Raw genomic sequence first — 17,486 nt, forward strand, 5'->3', positions numbered from 1 at the left:
AAAACCAGCTAAACCTTCATTGTTATTGTCAAGAGTACCATAATTAGTTAAATCAGTATGAAAACCAATGCTAGCATTAGTATGCATTTTTACATTACCAAAATTGTGAAATGCAGTTTGAGCACCTACAGAATATGTAAATAATAATACGGCTATTTTAGTTATTGTTTTCATAATTATTGATTTAAAATGGTTGTTGTTATGTAAATGTTTCTTTGTATTTACACTTCAAAGATGCTTCAAATCAATAAGGATTAATGGAGGTTTTAGTTGAACTGTGTTTTTCTACCGATTAGCGAATTTGGCTAGAAAAATCATGGTCAAAAAAATACCATTTAACGTACGTTAAATGGCATTCATATAAGTTTTAAATATTTTAAAATTATGTTGAAGTTGTTCTATCTCTGAATATAAACCCAACCTTTTTGTTTTTTACTTAATTTATCTTGGCCAAACTTTAAAGTATAGAAATAAGTTCCAACTGGTAAATCATCATTAGAGTTTATTGTTGCTCTTCCCGAAGACTTTCCATTCCAATCGTTTTTATAATCAGATGTTTTATAAACAAGGTTTCCCCATCTGTTATAAATCTCTAATTCGTTTCTATTGTATTGTTCTAATCCTTCAAATACTAAAGTTTCGTTAGTGCTATCTCCATTAGGAGAAAAGATAATATTTACGTCGTCTAATTCACCGTCAGGAACACCAGCACCTATAGTGATGATTTCATAATCATTAGGGATAAACTCGTTTGAAGTTACTTGACCAGAAGTTAAGTCTCCAGACACATTACTACTTCCAAGATCCATCCATTTGTTTTCAGTCTTGCTCCAACCAACAACTTTTAATTCTGCAACATTGTTAGCTATAGCAGGAATATCACTTTGGTTATCCCAAGTTAATGTAACTGTTGTTTTATTTGCTCCATTTAAATCCCAAAACTCAAGTTGACTAATGTTTTCTATAAAAACTTGCTTTTGGTTTGTTAAAAAGGTTTGAGTAAATGTAGTTGGTGAATTAGGGTCTTCGTTAAAATAAGCTCCTTTAAAGGTAGAATTTTGATTTTGAGTAGGAATAATCATTGGTCTTAGTCTATTGTCATCACCAATAGGGAAAACAAATTCTTCAGTTCCAGAAACAGAAGCATAACCATCAACATGTCTGTTGTCATCTTCACCAGCATAAAAATCATGTTGAATAAAATCTAAGGATATACTAGTATCCGATTTTGGAGTGATAACTTTTCCATTTATAAAGCTTAACTCATTAGTTATTCCTAAAGAGTTTCTAAGCTCTAAATCATTATTAGTATCTATTTCTACGTTATAAAAGATAGCTTTATTATTTCCAGATACTATTCTTGTTTCATTATTACTATAAAAACCAACTAATCCAACATTGTCATCATCAAGAGTACCATCATTAATTAAATTAGTATGAAACCCAATACTAGCATTAGTATGCATTTTTACATTACCAAAATTGTGAAATGCAGTTTGAGCACCTACAGAATATGTAAATAATAATATTGTTATTTTAATTATCGTCTTCATAATACCACTGTATTAAATCTTCATTTAGTTAAAAACCACATGGTTGTCGTTTTATAACTGTCCTCATTACACTGTGATGCATAATTCCTACTTACACTTCAAAATTGCCATGAATCAATTAAGTTTGATACATAGATTAGTTGAAGTATATCTTTCTTCTGGCTAGTGGATTCGTCTTTTGAATAAGGTTTTACTGTTTTTTAACGTATGTTAAAAGATGTTTCAGTTAGATTTCAACTGAATTTAAGTTAACACAAAGCATATAAAATAATTATGATAACACCCGCATATTATTATAGTTGTTCTATATACTTTCAGACGAAAATATTTTAATAGTTAGATAAACTATTATTGAAGTAGTAGTAGGTTTCTGTGCATTAAATGTTATAATTTTTTTAAGAGGATTAAACTTTTAATTTTGAAGCTGCAAAAGTAATGTGTTTTTTTGAGACTCTTACGCTTTTATTTGTTAAAATTTTGTTTAACTAATAGATTATTAATTAGTTAAGTTTGTGTATTGTGTAATTGATGCTAAAAAATATGTTTATTTGTAAGCTGTATAAATCACTAATAAACTTTCGTTTAAAACATCATTTCTCCTTGCAGTAGATCCTATTGTTCCCAAAGAATAGGCTACATTAAGTCTGAATCCATTAGATAAAAAAGTATTTAAAGAAGCAGTAATCTTCCCTAAATCATCACCGTTTTGACTTCCATATCTAATTCCTATACAATTTGAATTAGAAGCATAACGAGAAATGTCATTTATCGAATTTCCGTGTCCCCCAACATAGATAACTTGTTGTGTAAAAGGCGCCCCAGTGTCTCTTACAAAACCATTCATTGTCCCGAATGAATTATTAATCCATGCATTGTTGTTTCCAACCCCATTATCATTATCAATATTAGCTGACTCAATATTTGCGTGAGCTGTAAATGTTATTTGTGAAGGTTGAAAAGGTAGTCCTGTTATATCTTGTGTAAATGTAGCTGAACCTCCGCCAGGACCGTTAATAATAAATGAACCGACAAAAACAGTAGGGCCTAAATAAACACCTCCGTTTGCTCCTGTGGTTATTTGATTATCGGTTTCAGCTGCAATTAATTCTTTCTTTTCAACAACACCAGTTGCTGTTGCTGTTAAAATATTATTATTAGTGGTAACTGTAGAGATGTCCCTTACTCTAAGTTTACCATTAACATCTAAACGCTCAGTAGGTGCGTCAGTATTTAAACCAACATGTCCGTTGTTGTTTAAAATGTTGAATGTTTCATCATGCCATGTACCATCATTTCTAGTGATGTAAAAGGCATCAGTATTTCTTCTACCAAAGGCAAATTTTGCTACTCCGGCGTTTTCAAAAGTAAAGGTGTTAAACCCACCATCTGTATCATTGAAATTAATATCGGGTTCTGTCCCTTGAACACGAATAATTCCAACACCATCAGCTAAGTCTCTACTAATATGAAGAGGGCTAGTTGCTCCTGCTATTCCTAAGCCGACATATTGGTTTGTTTGGTTTATTCTCATAGCCTCTATATTATTTGTTCTAAGTGCTAAATCTTGTGTATCACTGGTTCCTAGGAAGTTAGTCGTAGAATTTGTTCCAGCATTACCAGTTAATGACCAAAAATTATTAGCTAATGATAACCAAGTTGTTCCATCCCATACTTTTATGGTGTTTGGTGTTGTGCTTGTATCGAACCAAATATCATTTTCTACTGCAACTGGTGTAGGGGTGTTTGGGTCTGTTGCAGAGGTATAAACATTATTGTTATTTACTGTGTTTATTGTTCCTTTTTTATCAACTACATTGATTTCTTGAGATTGTGTTGAAATGGTAAATGTTAACAATAAAATTGTAACTATAAACTTTAGTATGTTACTAGAGTGGATCATAAATTTTTAAACAATGTTTACTTTAATGATTATATTAATTTAAATGCCCCAAAATGTAATTGCATTTTGTTCTATTTCTTGTATTTGAGTTGTTGAAATGTCTCTATTGTACATTATAAATTCTGTAAAACTAGTTCTTGCATGATTTCCTGTTTGATTACCATTGGCCCATCCAATTGTAAAATCTTCTGTCCGGGTACATCTACCATTATTGTAAACTCCATTAAATCGCTGTGTTCCCCCAGAACGAGCAATTGTATTGGTATTTGTTTTCATAAAAGTATATATTTCCCAAACATTATTGTTTGAATTATTGATAAAAGAACGTGTGGCATTACAACAAACACCAGGATCAAAATAAAGCCTTCCATTACCCCAATTTATGTGAGTGGCCCATCTATTGGCGTTAGTTAATACACCAAAAGAGTGTTGATAATTATTTGTAGCCCTTGCTATTGTAATTACAGTTCCTTCATCTCCAGCATTGGTAACATCTTGAATTCCGTTTGGTGTATCAATGACTAAGTGATCATTAGAACCATCTCCTTGAAAATAAGGATTATTTGTGTCTGGGTAAAATCGAGGCTGTCGATTTCTTGTTGTTTGAATAGCGTCTCTGCCTAATCCACTTTGATCGTACCATGTGTGGATAAAAACATTGCTTCCGCCTCGCCAAGCATTTATGGCTGCTATGTCTACAATATCATTATCTCCCCATGTAAAGTCTTGCTCAGCATTATCTCCAGCTCTTCTTAGTCTAACTAAAGGACCATTATAGTCGCTTTCAATAACTCTCATTGAAAAAGCAAAACTGATATTTCCTAAATTTTCATCAAGTATATGATGAGGCTTCATTGTAGGAAAGTTATTGTATTTTACTATTTGGCTGTAAGTAAAGGAGTAAATACAACAAAAAAACAATAAAATAATTTTTTGTTTAATCATAATATTTGATTTATCTCCTTAGGTCTCCTGTTAAATGAAAAGTATTGGTACTTGTTGCTACTAATCCAGCACCTGCATCTCTGCCAGCTGTAATAAACCTTGAAAGTCTATTTAAAATGGTAACTCCTCCAGCTCCACTTATAGTAACTCTTCCATTACCAGTTTGATAGATGCTTATGTTGTATCCAATAGGTAAACCTGTAGGTACTGTAAGTGTAACGTTTGAAGCACTATTAAAAGTAATTACTTTTCCGTTGTCTGAAGCAACTAATGTGTAATTTGAGGTTTTATTGTCTACTGAAGCTAAATTTAAATCTACCCAGTCTGTTGCAGTACCTGTAGAAGATAAAACTTGACCAGATGTTCCTTCATCTCCATCTTTATCTTTAAAAGTTCCATCTAATTGCATGTTGTTAGTAATATGCAAACTCTCATTGGGTGTATTGTTGCCAATTCCTAATCGGTTGTTGGTATTGTCCCAAAATAGATTAGTATTGTTTTCAGTAAGTTTATTATCTGTTCCCGCAAAAAATATAGAACCTGTTGTGCCGGTATGTGCTATGTCTACCCAAGTTGTCCCGTTCCATATATTTATTGAATTTGGACTAGTACTAGTGTTAATCCAAATATCATTTTCTACGGCTACAACTGTAGGTGTATTAGGGTCTGTTGTAGCTGTAAATACATTGTTGTTGTTAATAGTTTTTATAGTTCCTTTATTGTCAACTACACTAACTTCTTGAGCATTGATTTTTAAAGAGAAAAAAATCAATGCTAAAGTTAGAGTCAATTTTAGAAAACTACTATTAACCATTAAAAATTATTATTTAATGTATTGTATTTCAATAACATCTCCGTTGTACATAGGTAATTCGGTAGCGCTGAAGTTTATTGTAACAATACCAGCAGCAACTGAAAAGTCAGTTCCAAATCTTAATTTCACACCATTTCTATATACAAATAATTTAGCAGCAGTAGTTGCAGCTGTTAAAGTTGGTAAACCAGTAACTGCAACGTCAACATTAGCAGTAGCATTTCCAGCTCCATCAGGAGTACCAGAACCAGCAGCACTCTGAGTGTACTCAACTCTAATACCGTCAACTTTTAATAAGTCAGATAATTGCATTTTTTGAACTGCACCTGAAGCTTCATCTCTAATTAACACAGTAAAACCTGTACCAATATTACCATGAGCCTCACGATCTACAGCATTAGTAGAAGCTGTAGCAGCATTAGTGACTAACTGTAAACCATCTAAAGCAAATTCTTTAGCAGCGTCAGCAGTAATATAAGTGTTATCAGTTAACACACCTCCTAATTGCCAAGTAGTAACTACACCACCAGAAGGAGTTGTATTTGTAAATGAAGTTAAACCATTTACAGCTTGTAAATACTTAATAGTACCTTTATTGTCTACTAATTTTACCGCAGTATTTGATGAGTTTAACGTAGCATTAGCTTGCTTAGTGATATCACCTGTAGTTGTCTGTGCATTCACAGTACCAATAGCTAATAAACCAATGGCGGCTAATGCTAATTTAAATTTGTTTGTAATTGTCTTCATAATTGTTTTAAGATTTATATATAGGGTTTAATAAAATTGAACTATTCTTATTTGATCACCCTGATAGCAAACTGCTTCAGGTTCTATTTCTATAGTTGTATTGTTTACAACAGTAAAATCTATTCTTACACCGTTTCTATAAACATTTACTTTTTTAGAATCACTTATAAGTATAGAAGGGGTAAATTGCAATTGTCCGTCTGTGGCAACTATTTCAGTAACTTCTTCTCTAAAGAAACCTGAAGAAGGTACTTTTCTTAATTGCCCTGTGGTTTTATTAACAGTTACTATGTCATCTTGAGTTGTGTCACCGTCTTGTAAACCTATGATTGAAAGTGTATTTACAGCAGATGCTTCTATAATTGTTGGTTTGATTAAAACGCCACCTAGTTCTATTGTTGTACCAGAACCATTTGTTGTAGCAGCTAATCCGTTATTTGCATTAATATTTAAACTTGTACCAGAACCACTACCTGCCGCTACCCAATTAGTTCCATTGTATGCATAAATTCTACCATTACTTTGGTCTACGTATACATCACCTGCTATAGGTGTTAAAGAAGGATTGAAAAGAGGAGGTCCATTACCTCTTGTTGGGTTAGAATCTATTCTAATCCATGTGGTTCCATTCCAGATACTAACCGCATTGTTTTTTGAACTGTCAATCCAAAAGTCACCTGTGTTATTACTAGTAGGAGCTGTTCCAGAAGTTGTTACATTTATTCCAGTACTAGTTCCGTTATTACACAAGTTTTCCCAAGTAGTTCCATTGAAAAAGAAAACACACTTCACATCGGTATTATATACTAATGCACCTTCAAGTGGCGTTATGCTATTCATAACAGAAGTACTAACTCTACTAATTACTAAAACTTTATCTGGACTTTCTAATTCTAATACAGAACTTGGATGTATAACTGAAGGATTGTCCCCAATTTTTACTTGAGCGTAAAAAGGGATTTGAATGATAAGGAGAAGTATTAAAGAGATTTTTACCTTCATACTTTTGGGGGTTAGTATTACAATAATAACTAAATTTTTTGTTAAAAAAAAATAAATTTAACCAGAAAAACCTTGTTTTATTCTTTTGACACAGAGTTTTTTAAAAGGTCACAAAGGTACATTAACTTTTGTTTAATTTAGCAATATATTTAGTATAATTGACTAGTTTTTTAACGTCTTTAAGTAAACCTATTGTTGTTCTGTATGGTACGTTTTTTTGATCGTGATTATATCTTGCTATTTTGTTTAATTCTGTCCAATGTTTTCTAATTTCTTTTAATGCTTGAAAGTAATTAATGTTCTCTGAATCATAGATATGAGTGGGTTCTGCTAAAATTCCATTTAGTTCAAGGATTTTAAATTTTCCATTTTCTACATCACTAAAAGAATTGTATTTAAGGTCTAACCTTCCATAAAACCAATCGTTAGATTGATTATTTAATTTATTGAAAGTAGCCTCAAGTTTTTCTGAAATAAGATGATTTCCGTTGATAAAACGAGTTCCTTTCGAATGATTTCCAATAGATGATAATTTTATCTTTTCACCTTTTGAAATGATTTTTTGTAAATCTATATTCTTTGAATTTTCTTTAACTAATTCTAAATAAATTTTAGCTCTATTATCTTTTTTTATGAGTTCTTCGATAGTAGATGTTCCATCACCAATAACATGTAAAAATTCTTTTAAAGTAATAGAGGTAATTTTACCTTTTTTCTCATTAGGTAATCGGTGATAAAAGATTCCACATTCATTTTCTTCAGTTAAAAATTCTTGAATTAAAATGTCTATTGGGTACTTTTCTAAATAGCTAATTAAATTGTCTTTATTCTCAATTTTCTTAACTAATAAGCCTCTAAAACCAATATCTGGTTTAGCTATTAAAGGATATGTTATTTTGCTATTATTAACTGCTTTTAAAGTGTCTTCTATATTTGAATTAGCCTTATGAAATATCGTTTTTGGTAAATATTCCTGAGGTAATAATTGAAGTGTTTTGTATTTAGATTCTGTTCCAATTCCAGAATTTTCAATACCAGGGTTGGTTGCTGTGTAGAAAACTAAACTACCAGCTTTTACTCCATGATAAAAAGCAAAAGGGATGTTGGGAATATAGAACATGTAAGAAGGCCAATGTTCCCAATTTAAGAGCTTTGTTAATTTGATATTTGACTTCAATTTATTTTTGAAATAGATTGTCTAAGAAAGCTTTTATAGTTTTAAATCCATAGTAAACAGTAAATAAAATTAAAAAAGCACCTAGTGTTAGTAGTGTGTAGGCTATATAATTTTTAGGGCTCTCAGTAAAAATCCGTAAAGCTTTGAATCCAATACTTAAAACTATTGGAGATACAATTAATAATCCAAGTAGAATTAAGAATCGTTTTACTACTTTATCAAAAGTTGTAGTTTTAGTCATTGTCAAAATTTTTAATAGCTTCTTTTACACTTCCGTATTTTTCTAGTAACTGACTTGCTGTTTTTTTGTCGATGTTTAGTTCAGAAACTAACATGTTTTCTCCACGATTTACAAGTTTGTTGTTAGACAATTGCATGTTAACCATTTTATTGCCTTTTACTTTTCCAAGTTGAATCATGGTAGCAGTTGAAAGCATGTTTAAAACTAATTTTTGAGCTGTTCCTGCTTTCATTCTAGAGCTTCCGGTAACAAATTCTGGTCCTACAACAACTTCTACAGGAAATTTAACTGTTAATGCTAAAGGGCTTTTTTCGTTACAAGTAATACAGCCTGTTACTATATTGTTTTTATTACATTTTTCTAAGGCAGAAATTACATAAGGAGTGGTTCCAGAAGCAGCGATACCAATTACGATATCTTTTTCTGAAATGTTGTAATCAACTAAATCTAACCATCCTTGTTTTGTAGAATCTTCTGCAAACTCTACAGCTTTTCTAATAGCTGTATCTCCACCAGCAATTAAACCAACTACTAAATCATGAGATACACCAAAAGTTGGAGGACACTCGCTAGCATCAACAATTCCTAAACGACCACTAGTCCCAGCACCTATATAAAATAATCGTCCACCTTCTTTTAACTTTAAAACTACTTGTTCAGTTAGTTTTTCAATTTGTGGTAATGATTTTTCTACAGCTAAAGGTACGGTTTGGTCTTCCTTATTTATGTTGAATAATAATTCAGAAATATTCATTTTTTCTAAATCATTATAATTAGAATCTTGTTCTGTTGTTTTGGTGAATTTCATAATTCAAATTTACTAATTATAAACTTTTGAAAGCTATAAATGTAAAGCTATTTATAGATGTTTAAATAGAAGATAGGATAGAAGGTTAGAAGTATTGTGTTTAAATAAAAAAAGCAGATGAAATCTCATCTGCTTTTTAAATTTGTTTATTGCTGTGTTATTAAATACTAGCTAAAATAGTATTTAATGTTTCACTTGGACGCATAACATCGTCAGCTAAATTATCAGTAGGCTCGTAGTATCCACCAATATTAACTTCTTTACCTTGAACTGAGTTTAATTCATTTACAATTGTATCTACATTTGCAGCTAATTTTTCTGCTACAGGGGTAAATTGAGCTTTCAATTCGGCATCTTTATCTTGAGCAGCTAATGCTTGTGCCCAGTACATACCTAAATAAAAATGAGAACCTCTATTATCTAGTTCACCAGTTCTTCTTGAAGGTCCTTTTTTATTGTCAAGTAATTTATCAGTAGCGTCATCTAGCGCTTCTGCTAATACTTTTGCTTTACTATTATTGTTTGTCTCTCCTAAGTGTTCTAAAGAAACAGCTAAAGCTAAAAATTCACCTAAAGAATCCCAACGTAAGTGGTTTTCTTCAACTAATTGTTGAACGTGTTTAGGAGCAGATCCTCCAGCACCAGTTTCAAATAAACCTCCACCATTCATTAAAGGAACAATAGAAAGCATTTTAGCAGATGTACCTAATTCTAAAATAGGGAATAAATCTGTTAAGTAATCACGTAATACGTTACCAGTAACAGAAATAGTGTCCTTTCCTTCTTTTACTCTTTCTAAAGTATATTTAGTAGCTTCTACTGGAGATAATATTTTTATTTCTAAACCAGTTGTATCGTGGTTTGGTAAATATTTTTCTACTTTTTTAATAATTTCAGCATCATGTGCTCTGTTTTTTCCTAACCAGAAAACAGCAGGTGTTTGAGTAGCTTTAGCTCTTGTTACAGCTAACTTTACCCAATCCTGAATTGGAGCGTCTTTAGTTTGACACATTCTCCAGATATCACCTTCTTCTACATTATGCTCTAATAAAACACCTCCGCTAGCATCAATTACTTGAACCTTACCGTTAGAAGCAATTTGGAAAGTTTTATCGTGAGAACCGTATTCTTCAGCTTTTTGAGCCATTAAACCAACATTAGGAACAGTTCCCATTGTTGTTGGATCAAAAGCACCATTTTTTATGCAGAAGTCGATAGTTTCTTGGTATAATCCAGCATAAGAACTATCAGGGATTACAGCTTTAGTATCTTGTTGTTTACCTTCTTTGTTCCACATTTGTCCTGAAGTACGAATCATAGCTGGCATAGAAGCATCAATAATAACATCAGACGGAACATGTAAGTTAGTAATTCCTTTATCAGAATTAACCATAGCTACATCTGGGTTGTTTGCGTAAACAGCGTCGATGTCAGCTAAGATTTCTGCTTTTTTATCTGCAGGTAATTCTTCAAGATTGCTTAATAGGTTTCCAAATCCATTATTTACATCTACACCAATTTCTTCAAAAGTTTGTCCATGTTTAGCAAATAAATCTTTAAAGAAAACGCGAACAGCGTGACCAAAAATGATAGGATCTGAAACCTTCATCATTGTAGCTTTCATGTGTAAAGAAAATAATAATCCTTTTTCTTTAGTATCTTTTACTTGTTCTTCTAAGAAAGTTAGTAAAGCTTTTTTACTCATTACTGAAGCGTCAATTACTTCTTCTGCTAATAATGAAACTTTCTCTTTTAAAACAGTTTTGTTTCCGTTAGCATCTGTATGAACAATTTGTACATCAGTAGCTGCTGGAACTGTTGTTGATTTTTCACTGTGAGCAAAATCTCCATCAGACATAGTTGCTACGTGAGTTTTAGAGTCTGAGCTCCATGCTCCCATTGAGTGAGGATTCTTTTTTGCGTAATTTTTTACGGCTTTTGGAGCTCTACGGTCAGAGTTTCCTTCACGTAAAACTGGGTTTACAGCAGATCCTTTAACTTTGTTGTAACGTGCTAAAATTGCTTTTTCTTCTTCTGTATTGGCCTCTTCTGGGAAGTCAGGTAAAGCATATCCTAAAGCTTGTAATTCTTTGATAGCAGCTTTTAACTGAGGTACAGAAGCAGAAATATTAGGTAATTTTATAATGTTAGCTTCAGGTTTCTTAGCTAAATCTCCTAAAAAGGCTAAAGCATCTTCTACTTTTTGTTCTTCTGTTAGATAATCTGAAAAGTTAGCAAGAATCCTTCCTGCTAAAGAAATATCTTTAGTTTCTATCTCTATGTTAGATGATTTTGTAAATGCCTTTACAATTGGTAAAAACGAACGTGTAGCTAACGCTGGAGCTTCATCCGTTTTTGTGTACATAATTTTAGCAGTCTTGTTCATATTTATAGATAAAAAATTAAATTAATTTTGAAGTGATGCAAATTTAAGAATTCGCAATGAGTTTTTTGATGCTAAAATGTTATTAATTAGTTTGTTTTATTGCGAATATGATAAAATAAAAAAGAAAGAAGCTGTTTTTGTTATTAAAAACAAAAGCCATATCAAACAATTTCTTGTCTAACATGGCTTTCTTTTGAAATAGTATTTGCACTGACCTGTATTGCTACATCGTCAAATAAAACAGTGTTTATGTTATTTCCTTAGAAATTACTGCTTAACTATATTCAAATCGAAACATAATTTTATAAATATTCATTTATAAATTTTAATGTTTCTTTTGCTTTTAACGAACTCTAAAGTTAAATGTATTAATAATTACTTATAACCAATAATTATAAATTATGAAATAACTTATAATTATTTTCAATTGATATTCTCTACTATATTTAAAGTTTTTAAAAGCTTTATATAAAGAACGTTACTTTATAAGTTTATTTTAAATTATATATAGTAGTAACTATTTGTATTTAAGAATAAACTCTGTTCAAAGATATGATACGATTTTCTTGAAATAAAATATTTAACGTTTTAAATATCAACAAGATATGAACGTGGTTTATTAACATTTGTGAATAAAAAAAAGCACTCTGTTTAAACAGGGTGCTTTTAATTTCTTTTGGAAAGAGAAATTCTTAGTTTCTTCTTTCTTTAATTCTTGCTTTCTTACCAGTAAGACCTCTAAAGTAGTAGATACGAGCTCTACGAACTTTACCTCTCTTATTAACTTCAATTTTTTGAATAGCAGGTAAGTTTACAGGGAAAATACGTTCAACACCTATAGTACCAGACATTTTTCTGATAGTAAATGTTTCAGAAGTACCTGAACCTCTTTTTTGAATTACAACTCCTCTAAAGAACTGAGTACGTACTTTTTCTCCTTCTCTAATTTCGTAATACACCGTAATAGTGTCTCCAGCTGAAAATTCTGGTAATTCGTTTTTTGTTACAAATTCTTCTTGAACAAATTTTACTAAATCCATTTTAATAAATATTTATATGGTTGTATAAAAGCAACATTCACGATTTTCGTCAGAGGTTGATTTTGTGGCTGCAAATTTAAGACTTATTTTCTAATAATTAAGCCCTATTGGTTAATTATTTTTTTGTTAGCATTTTTCAAAGCTGTTTTAATAAAGGGTTGACATAATGTGAATTATGTAATAAATGTTTAAAAATACTTAAAGTTAATTTGATGTTTTACGAATGTCGTAAAGATAGTTTTATATCGATAAGAATAAAGAATTGTTGTAAAGTTTAAATAGAATCAATTTTATTTTGTGATAAGAAAATATAAAAAGGGAATTATTGTGTTTTACCCTAAAATTTTAACCATAAAATAAGTCCGGATTTATGTAGAATAAGTCCTAAAAACCGAAATGACTCCTAAAACATGTTATGGGATTCCTTTGTAAATAAATGCTTTACTGCGCTTTATACTTTTGTTGGTCAATTGTTAAAATAATTTTAGTAAAAGTATTTAGTTTATGAACTACAGTAGTGCTATTTCTTCTAGTGTTGAGTTAAAAAAACAAAAGCATGTCCTAACGGATTTATTCTTATCGGTAAAAAGACAAGTGTTTTTTATTTATGGAGTGTTTTTTTTAAGCTCACTTTTTTTAGTATGCTTGTTTAATAAACTCTCACTTCACTTATATATAAATCAATTTCATACTCCTTTTTTCGATTTCTTTTTTAAATATACAACACATTTAGGTGACGGGGTTATGTTTGGTGTTTTGATCTTAATTTTCCTTTTTATAAAGAAAAGAATGTCTTTGATTTTTTTAACCAGTGGAGTTTTAACACTTGTTGTAACTCACTTTTTTAAAAAAATAATTTTTAAAGGGGTACCAAGACCAGTTGGAGCTTTAGGGGAAGAAAGTTTATATTTGATTAAAGGTGTAAAAATGGCGTATTGGAATACTTTTCCTTCTGGTCATACAATTACTGCCTTTGCTATCTTTACTGTTCTATGTTTATACTTCAAAAAAAGTGTTTTACAATATTTATGGTTAGGACTAGCGCTGATAGCTGGTATATCTAGAGTATATCTTTCTCAGCATTTTTGGATTGATGTTTTTGTAGGGTCAATTATAGGTATATTTATAGGTTTTGTAAGTATGAGATTGTTTTGTTCTAAAAGAAATAAGTTAAGTTAATGAAATGGTCATATAAAAAAGCGACAATAGCGCTTATAGTTTTAGGAACTTTATTAAGGCTTTTTTTAGGAGGAGTTTTGGAGTTTGGAAACGATGAAGTTTATTATTGGTTATATGCAAAATTTCCAGATTTAAGCCATTTTGATCATCCTCCAATGGTTGGTTTTTTTATACAATTTTTTACTGGAAATTTATATTTCGACTCAGAACTCTTCATTCGACTGGCGGCGATTATACCTACAAGTATAAATATGTATGTTGTTTTTTTAATAGGAAGTTATATTAAAAATGAAAAAGTAGGTTTTATCGCTGTACTATTATATCACTTACATATTTATGGTTTTATAATTGCTGGAACATTTATACTTCCTGATTCTCCATTAGTTTTCTTTTGGTTATTGAGTTTCTACTTTTTTATTCAGGTTTTACCTCAAAAATCAAGTAAAGAATTAAATATTAAATTGCTTATAGCATTTTTCTTTGCAGCGTGTGCTATTTATTCTAAATATCAAGCTGTTTTTTTATTGTTTGGTATAGTTTTATATATAATTTTCTTTTCAAGATCTTGGTTGAAAAATATATGGCTGTATGTAGGAATTATTTTTCCTTTGATAGCTGTTGGACTAATCTTTTATTGGAATTATGAGAATGACTTTATTAGTTATAAGTTTCATAATAAAAGAGTTTCATTGTTTAGTTTAGATTTTAATTTCAATTCCTTTATAAGGGAAGTATCTGGACAGCTTGTATATAATAATCCATACATAGTTATTACTTTTATATTGGTGTTGATTTCTTTTTTTAAGAAAAAGTTTGTGTTCAATAAACCGATACAATACTTTTTTTATTTATGTAGTATTCCGTTAATTTTAACTACAATCTATCTTTCACTATATAGAAGTACATTACCGCATTGGTCAGGGGTTGCTTATGTAACATTATTACCAATTATTGCATTGTTTGTAGTAGAAAAAAAGAATATTATAAAGAAATTATCAGTTGGTATCATTGGAATTTCAGTATTGTTAATTGTAGCTTCACAAGTAATAAATAGCGGGATAATGTTACCTATCGATACTACCATGCAAAAGGAAGAGCTAGGAAAAAATGATGTTCTGTTAGACATGTATGGTTGGGAACAAGTTTCTGAAAAATTATCAGTAATTTTTAAAGAGCATGATTTGAACCAAATTCCTATTGTATCGAATAATTGGTATCCAGCCGCACATATAGATTATTATATAGCTAGACCAAATCATATGAGAGTATATGGACTAGGGACTTTAGATAGAATACATAAGTATTATTGGATTAATAAAGAGAATCCAAAATTAGGAAAAGAAGCTTTGTATATAACTGATGGTAGGAATTTCAAAGACCCTAAGGATTTATATGGAGATAAATACCAAAATATTTCAATGATAAAAGCTGTTCCAATAAAGAGGAGAGGAGTAGTTGTTAAGTATCTTTTTTTGTATAAGATGTCTAGGGTTTAGTTTGGTAATTGGTACAGTAGTAGACCCAGAATTTGCGAACCTCCTTGTTATTATAATGAAGTATTATAGGTTTTAGTTCGGTAACAGTATTAAAATATGGGAGGAGTTTTTTAGGTATGTCTCCTTTCATATTTTTATTTTTAAATCGTTTGTCAGAATCTAGAAAAATAGCATTTTTATTATTTAACAATGATAAGTTGTCTCCTAGATAGTCAAAGTGTAAAGCAGGTAAACCAATAATATTTTGGGCATAAACTTTTTCTTCCATAAAAAAGTTCAAAGCAGCTGAGGTCTTATAGCCGTCATCAGCAAAGATAAAAGTATCAGTAGTATAAGCTTTTTGTATATCTTTTGTTTTACTTGCTAATTCACACCAGCCAACCCAAGTATCATCACTTTTAATAGGAACTAAATAAAATAAAACTTGAAGACTTAGTAGTAAGTGTAATCCTATTGAAGAAATTAGTTGGTATTTAACGAGTTTCTTGGAAATAAACATTCCAGCTAAAATAATTCCAGTGATGTATGAAGGCATCATCCAGTTTAATTTAACCCAATAAATTGGTGAGATAGCAAAAAATCCAATAAACGTAGGTATGAAAAAGGCTAGTAAAAATAATATTTCGCTACTAGGTAGTTTGAATTTAATAAATGCTCTTTTTATGTATTTGATAGTAAAAAGAACAATAATTCCAAAAAGAATAGGTAATAGCAATAAAGTTTGATGGCAAATAGCTCCTAAAAAATATTCAGGAGATAAGTTAAATTCGGAAATATCTCCAGTTCTATTAGAGGATTGAAAAACAAATGAAGCAAAATCATGTTGATAATTCCACCACCAAATAGGGAAGGTTATTAATACTGAGATAATTAAGCTAATCCATAGCCAAGGTGTTAAAAATAATTTTCTGTATTTATTAGAAAACAAAACAAAGGCAATCAATCCAAATTGTAATAATAAAGCGGTGTATTTACTATTAAAGCTCAGTCCCATAGCAATACCAGCGTAAACCCAATATAATTTTTGATTCTCAAAAATAGCTTTAAATAAGCATAAAAGACTTAGTGTCCAAAACAACAAAAGAGGAACATCTGGTGTTGAGTTAAAAGATAGTATTGAAATAAACAGCGTAGATGTTATAAGAATTATTGCGTTGTTTAATTTTTGTTTAGAAAGAAATTTAGAAGCAAGTTTATAAAAACAAATAAGAGTAAGTGCTGTAATGGTAAAATCGGCTAATTTTACTACAAAAACAGATTTTCCAAAAAGAAAAGTAAAGCCTCTTAAAATATAGCCTATCATACCAGGGTGATCGAAGTATGATAGGGATAAGTTTTCACCATAAAAATGATAATAAGCATCTTGTGGCATCAATCCCATAAAAGGGAGAAGGATTAGTCGGAATAACTGAAATCCAAGGATAATACTTATTATCGGATATTTTTTGGTGAAATTGATAAGTTTAGTCATCTAAAAGATCTGGTCTAATTAGTTGTGTCCGCTCATATGCTTTTTCGTTTCGCCATTCTTCTATTTTAGGAAAATTACCTGATAATAATATATCTGGAACTTTCATGCCTTCATATTCAGAAGGTCTTGTATACACAGGAGGTGATAGTAAGTTGTCTTGAAAACTATCAGTTAAGGCAGATTGTTCATCTCCAAGTACTCCTGGGATTAATCGAATAACAGCATCACATAAAATTGCAGCAGCTAATTCGCCTCCGGTTAAAACATAATCACCAATAGAAATTTCTTTAGTGATGTATTTATCGCGAACTCGCTGATCTACACCTTTATAGTGTCCTGTTAAGATAATGATATTTTCTTTTAATGACAAAGAATTTGCGGTAGCTTGGTTTAAAGTCTTGGCATCTGGAGTCATGTAGATGATTTCATCGTACGTTCTCTCTGCTTGAAGTTTCTCAATACATTTAGCTATAGGTTCAATCATTAAAACCATACCGGCGCCACCACCAAATTGCATGTCGTCTAGTTTTTTATAGGAACCAATCCCATAATCTCTTAAGTTATGAAAATGTACTTCGGCTAAACCTTTGTCTATTGCTCGTTTCATCATTGAATGTTCAAACGGGCTTCTAAGTAGTTCTGGAGCTACGGTAATAATATCTATGCGCATAGCTGCAAATGTACAAGAATTATAATTTCTTTTTTAAGAAATCATTTATAGAAA

The 17,486-nt window shown here is 30.7% G+C and carries 15 protein-coding genes; 2 read left to right on the plus strand and 13 right to left on the minus strand.

Going from position 1 to position 17,486, the window contains the following annotated elements:
- Nucleotides 1-398: 398 nt before the first annotated feature.
- The 11 genes from F7018_RS08845 to rplS all read right to left on the minus strand — a co-directional run bounded on the left by F7018_RS08845 (nt 399) and on the right by rplS (nt 12,616).
- Nucleotides 399-1,553, minus strand: coding sequence for a gliding motility-associated C-terminal domain-containing protein (locus F7018_RS08845; RefSeq protein WP_150899690.1), 1,155 nt, complete (start codon nt 1,551-1,553; stop codon nt 399-401).
- A 544-nt stretch (nt 1,554-2,097) separates the two neighbouring features.
- The gene (locus F7018_RS08850) at nt 2,098-3,453 is read right to left on the minus strand and encodes a hypothetical protein (RefSeq protein WP_150899691.1); all 1,356 of its coding nucleotides are present in this window, start codon (nt 3,451-3,453) and stop codon (nt 2,098-2,100) included.
- Between the two features lie 39 nt (nt 3,454-3,492).
- The gene (locus F7018_RS08855; RefSeq protein WP_150899692.1) at nt 3,493-4,308 is read right to left on the minus strand and encodes a hypothetical protein; all 816 of its coding nucleotides are present in this window, start codon (nt 4,306-4,308) and stop codon (nt 3,493-3,495) included.
- 100 nt (nt 4,309-4,408) lie between these two features.
- On the minus strand, nt 4,409-5,188 hold the full coding sequence (locus F7018_RS08860) for a hypothetical protein (RefSeq protein WP_150899693.1): 780 nt from the start codon (nt 5,186-5,188) through the stop codon (nt 4,409-4,411).
- 33 nt (nt 5,189-5,221) lie between these two features.
- Nucleotides 5,222-5,962: a hypothetical protein gene (locus F7018_RS08865; RefSeq protein ID WP_150899694.1), complete on the minus strand. Its 741-nt coding sequence runs from the start codon at nt 5,960-5,962 to the stop codon at nt 5,222-5,224.
- Nucleotides 5,963-5,989: 27 nt separating this feature from the next.
- Nucleotides 5,990-6,964: a hypothetical protein gene (locus F7018_RS08870; protein WP_150899695.1), complete on the minus strand. Its 975-nt coding sequence runs from the start codon at nt 6,962-6,964 to the stop codon at nt 5,990-5,992.
- A 121-nt stretch (nt 6,965-7,085) separates the two neighbouring features.
- Entirely contained in the window at nt 7,086-8,141 is a 1,056-nt protein-coding gene (locus F7018_RS08875) for an ATP-grasp domain-containing protein (protein ID WP_150899696.1), read from the minus strand.
- A gap of 1 nt (nt 8,142) precedes the next feature.
- Entirely contained in the window at nt 8,143-8,382 is a 240-nt protein-coding gene (locus F7018_RS08880) for a DUF6095 family protein (protein WP_150899697.1), read from the minus strand.
- A complete protein-coding gene (gene murQ / locus F7018_RS08885) occupies nt 8,375-9,190 on the minus strand; it encodes an N-acetylmuramic acid 6-phosphate etherase (RefSeq protein WP_150899698.1) in 816 nt (271 codons plus the stop codon). Before murQ ends, F7018_RS08880 begins: the two co-directional genes overlap by 8 nt.
- 160 nt (nt 9,191-9,350) lie before the next feature.
- A complete protein-coding gene (locus F7018_RS08890; protein WP_150899699.1) occupies nt 9,351-11,576 on the minus strand; it encodes an NADP-dependent isocitrate dehydrogenase in 2,226 nt (741 codons plus the stop codon).
- A gap of 692 nt (nt 11,577-12,268) precedes the next feature.
- Entirely contained in the window at nt 12,269-12,616 is a 348-nt protein-coding gene (gene rplS, locus F7018_RS08895) for a 50S ribosomal protein L19 (protein ID WP_150899700.1), read from the minus strand.
- Nucleotides 12,617-13,405: 789 nt separating this feature from the next.
- On the opposite strand from rplS, the gene F7018_RS18765 reads away from it, so the two are divergent.
- Both F7018_RS18765 and F7018_RS08905 read left to right on the plus strand, forming a co-directional pair.
- Nucleotides 13,406-13,795: a phosphatase PAP2 family protein gene (locus F7018_RS18765; protein WP_246175120.1), complete on the plus strand. Its 390-nt coding sequence runs from the start codon at nt 13,406-13,408 to the stop codon at nt 13,793-13,795.
- Complete coding sequence (locus tag F7018_RS08905; protein ID WP_150899702.1) at nt 13,795-15,291, plus strand: ArnT family glycosyltransferase; 1,497 nt, start codon at nt 13,795-13,797, stop codon at nt 15,289-15,291. The genes F7018_RS18765 and F7018_RS08905 overlap by 1 nt, the downstream gene beginning before the upstream one ends.
- Here F7018_RS08905 and F7018_RS08910 read toward each other — a convergent pair.
- Nucleotides 15,281-16,762 carry a glycosyltransferase family 39 protein gene (locus F7018_RS08910; protein ID WP_150899703.1) on the minus strand — a complete coding sequence of 494 codons (1,482 nt, stop codon included), beginning with the start codon at nt 16,760-16,762 and terminating at the stop codon, nt 15,281-15,283. The genes F7018_RS08905 and F7018_RS08910 overlap by 11 nt on opposite strands.
- Nucleotides 16,755-17,432 carry a tRNA (guanosine(37)-N1)-methyltransferase TrmD gene (trmD, locus tag F7018_RS08915; RefSeq protein WP_150899704.1) on the minus strand — a complete coding sequence of 226 codons (678 nt, stop codon included), beginning with the start codon at nt 17,430-17,432 and terminating at the stop codon, nt 16,755-16,757. Before trmD ends, F7018_RS08910 begins: the two co-directional genes overlap by 8 nt.
- Nucleotides 17,433-17,486 lie beyond the last annotated feature (54 nt).

The sequence above is a fragment of the Tenacibaculum aiptasiae genome (assembly GCF_008806755.1).
Lineage (GTDB): Bacteria > Bacteroidota > Bacteroidia > Flavobacteriales > Flavobacteriaceae > Polaribacter > Polaribacter aiptasiae.

Coding starts and splice junctions, on each gene's coding strand:
- F7018_RS08845 (WP_150899690.1), bottom strand. CDS start 1,553: ATGAAGACGATAATTAAAATAACAATATTATTATTTACATATTCTGTA.
- F7018_RS08850 (WP_150899691.1), bottom strand. CDS start 3,453: ATGATCCACTCTAGTAACATACTAAAGTTTATAGTTACAATTTTATTG.
- F7018_RS08855 (WP_150899692.1), bottom strand. CDS start 4,308: ATGAAGCCTCATCATATACTTGATGAAAATTTAGGAAATATCAGTTTT.
- F7018_RS08865 (WP_150899694.1), bottom strand. CDS start 5,962: ATGAAGACAATTACAAACAAATTTAAATTAGCATTAGCCGCCATTGGT.
- F7018_RS08870 (WP_150899695.1), bottom strand. CDS start 6,964: ATGAAGGTAAAAATCTCTTTAATACTTCTCCTTATCATTCAAATCCCT.
- F7018_RS08880 (WP_150899697.1), bottom strand. CDS start 8,382: ATGACTAAAACTACAACTTTTGATAAAGTAGTAAAACGATTCTTAATT.
- murQ (WP_150899698.1), bottom strand. CDS start 9,190: ATGAAATTCACCAAAACAACAGAACAAGATTCTAATTATAATGATTTA.
- F7018_RS08890 (WP_150899699.1), bottom strand. CDS start 11,576: ATGAACAAGACTGCTAAAATTATGTACACAAAAACGGATGAAGCTCCA.
- rplS (WP_150899700.1), bottom strand. CDS start 12,616: ATGGATTTAGTAAAATTTGTTCAAGAAGAATTTGTAACAAAAAACGAA.
- F7018_RS18765 (WP_246175120.1), top strand. CDS start 13,406: ATGTCTTTGATTTTTTTAACCAGTGGAGTTTTAACACTTGTTGTAACT.
- F7018_RS08905 (WP_150899702.1), top strand. CDS start 13,795: ATGAAATGGTCATATAAAAAAGCGACAATAGCGCTTATAGTTTTAGGA.
- F7018_RS08910 (WP_150899703.1), bottom strand. CDS start 16,762: ATGACTAAACTTATCAATTTCACCAAAAAATATCCGATAATAAGTATT.
- trmD (WP_150899704.1), bottom strand. CDS start 17,432: ATGCGCATAGATATTATTACCGTAGCTCCAGAACTACTTAGAAGCCCG.